General features: G+C 70.7%; 2 protein-coding genes. Both read left to right on the forward strand.

The window, feature by feature from the left end; all coding sequences use genetic code 11:
* Window positions 1–1,900: glycoside hydrolase family 9 protein (locus KBX39_RS27550; protein WP_247660667.1), on the forward strand; the 1,900-nt coding region annotated here is incomplete at its 5' end.
* A 215-nt stretch (window positions 1,901–2,115) separates the two neighbouring features.
* Window positions 2,116–2,999, forward strand: an 884-nt coding sequence (locus tag KBX39_RS27555; protein WP_247660668.1) for an endo-1,4-beta-xylanase, incomplete at its 3' end; no start/stop codon positions are given.

Here is a 2,999-nt window from a genome sequence, read left to right on the forward strand (position 1 = left end):
GGCCCCCGCCCCGCGCCACTGCCCCTGGACGAGATTGTGGAGCGTGGGCACGCCGTCGGAGGTGGTGTCGAATGCCTCGGGGGTGGCGGTGCTCGACTCGTGGGGCGCGCTGCGGTACGCCTCGAACACCGCGTTCGCGGCGCTGGTCTACAGCGACAAGACCACCGACACCACGCGCAAGGCGCGCTACCACGACTTCGCCGTCCGGCAGATCAATTACGCGCTCGGCGACAACCCGCGCAACTCCAGCTACCAGATCGGCTTCGGCGCCAACTCGCCGCGCAACCCGCACCACCGCACCGCGCACGGCTCCTGGTGGGACAGCCAGACGGTGCCGACCGAGACCCGGCACGTGCTCTACGGCGCGCTGGTCGGCGGCCCGTCGGCGGCCAACGACGCGTACACCGACAGCCGGTCGGACTACGTGATGAACGAGGTGGCCACCGACTACAACGCCGGCTTCACCTCTGCGCTGGCCCGGCTCGCCAACGAGTACGGCGGCAGCCCGCGCGCCGGGTTCCCGTCCGCCGAGACGCCCGACATGGATGAGATGACTGTGGAGACCACTGTCATGCAGGCCGAGCCGCGCGCCACCGGGCTCAAGGCGATCATCTACAACAAGTCGGCGTTCCCGGCCCGGGCGCTGACCACCGGGAAGTTCCGGTACTTCTTCCGGCCCGACGGCACCGGACCGGTGACTGTCACGCCCGGCTACACCCAGGGCTGCCCGTCGCCGTCGACGGCGAAGCAGTTCTCCGGTGACATCTGGTACGTCGAGGTCGACTGCACCGGCTACACCATCGCGCCCGCCGGGCAGTCGCAGCACCGGATGGAGGTGCAGTTCAAGATCGGCGTGCCGGAGGGCGGCACCTGGGACCCGACGAACGACCCGTCGTACCAGGCCACCGCCGGGCCCAACCGCAAGGTGCCGCTCTACTCCGGCGGCGTACTGGTCTGGGGCGAGGAGCCCGGACCGGTCACCCCGGACACCACCGCGCCCTCGGTGCCCGGCACCCCCGTCGCGTCCGCCGTCACGTCGAGCGGACTCACGCTGACCTGGGCCGCCTCCACGGACACCGGTGGCAGCGGGCTGGCCGGCTACGAGGTCACCCAGTCGCAGACCGGCAGCGACGCGCTGGTGCTGCGCACCGCCACCACCAACACGCTCGCGGTGACCGGGCTGCTGCCCGAGCGGACGTACCAGTTCACCGTGCGGGCGCTCGACGGCGCCGGCAACCGCTCGGCGTCGTCGGCGGCGGTCAGCGTCACCACGCCGGCCGGCCCGGCGCCGGACACCACAGCGCCGACCGCGCCGGGCACCCCCACCGCCTCGGCGGTCGGCCCGACCGGACTGACGCTGACCTGGGGTCCGTCCACCGACGCCGTCGGGGTCACCGGGTACCGGGTCTACCGGGGCGGGAACGTCCTGGTCGGCTCGTCCACCGGCACCACGCTGGCGGTGACCGGGCTGACCGCCTCCACCACGTACACGTTCACGGTGGTGGCGGTGGACGCGGCCGGGAACGTCTCGCCCGCCTCGCCCGGCGTCACGGTGACCACCACCGCGCCGCCTGCCGGCGGCACCTGCGCGGTGACCTGGACGGCGAACTCCTGGGACACCGGGTTCACCGCGAACATCACCGTCGCCAACACCGGCACCACGGCGATCAACGGCTGGACGCTGGCGTTCACGTTCGGCAACACCGGGCAGAAGGTCGGGCAGGCCTGGTCGGCGAACGTGACCCAGACGGGCACGGCGGTGACCGCGACGAACCTGTCGTACAACGGGACGCTGGCGCCCGGGGCGTCGACGAGCTTCGGCTTCAACGGCACCCACACCGGCTCGAACCCGAGGCCGGCGACCTTCACGCTCAACGGGACCGCCTGCACGGTCACCTGACCGTCGACGTGGCGTGGCCGGTGCCGCACCCCGCGTGACCGGCCGCGCCGCGCCCGGCCGTACGCGGCCAAAAACGTTCCGAAACTTTTCCGAAACACCATTGTCCCCGTCGATGCGTGGTGAAAGCATCGACAAAGCTAGATACCCCAACCGAAACGTCCAGTCGTCCCGCCCCGACGGCCTGGGTGTTGGCCAGTAAGGAGGCCAAGATGGCAATGAGCCCATCCGCTCATCGCGGCGGGAGTCGGCGACGGCGATCGCCCGCTGTCCGAGCGCTGCTCGCCGGCGCGGTCAGCGCCGTGACGGTGGCCGCCGTCGCGGTGATGATGCCGTCGGCGAACGCCGCCGCGAGCACGCTGGGCGCGGCCGCCGCGCAGTCGGGCCGGTACTTCGGCACCGCCATCGCGGCGGGCCGGCTCGGCGACTCGACGTACAGCACGATCGCCGGGCGTGAGTTCAACATGATCACGGCCGAGAACGAGATGAAGCCGGACGCGACGCAGCCCCAGCGCGGTCAGTTCAACTTCAACTCGGGCGACCAGATCTACAACTGGGCGACCCAGCGGGGCCTGAAGGTCCGGGGACACACGCTGGCGTGGCACGCGCAGCAGCCGGGCTGGATGCAGAGCCTGAGCGGCAGCAACCTGCGTCAGGCGATGATCGACCACATCAACGGCGTCATGGGCCACTACCGGGGCAAGCTGGCCGCGTGGGACGTGGTGAACGAGGCGTTCAACGAGGACGGCAGCCGCCGCAGCTCCAACCTGCAGGGCACCGGTAACGACTGGATCGAGGTGGCGTTCCGCACCGCGCGGGCGGCCGACTCGTCGACGAAGCTCTGCTACAACGACTACAACATCGAGAACTGGTCGTACGGCAAGACGCAGGGCGTCTACAACATGATCCGGGACTTCAAGTCCCGGGGTGTGCCGATCGACTGCGTGGGTCTGCAGACCCACTTCACCGGCGGCAGCTCGCTGCCGGGCAACTTCCAGACCACGCTGCAGAACTTCGCCGCGCTGGGTGTGGACGTGGCGCTGACCGAGGTCGACGTCACCAATGCCTCGACCAGCCAGTACGCGGGTCTGACGCAGGCGTG

Source organism: Micromonospora sp. D75, assembly GCF_018070405.1.
In the GTDB taxonomy this organism is placed as follows: Bacteria; Actinomycetota; Actinomycetes; order Mycobacteriales; family Micromonosporaceae; genus Micromonospora; species Micromonospora chalcea.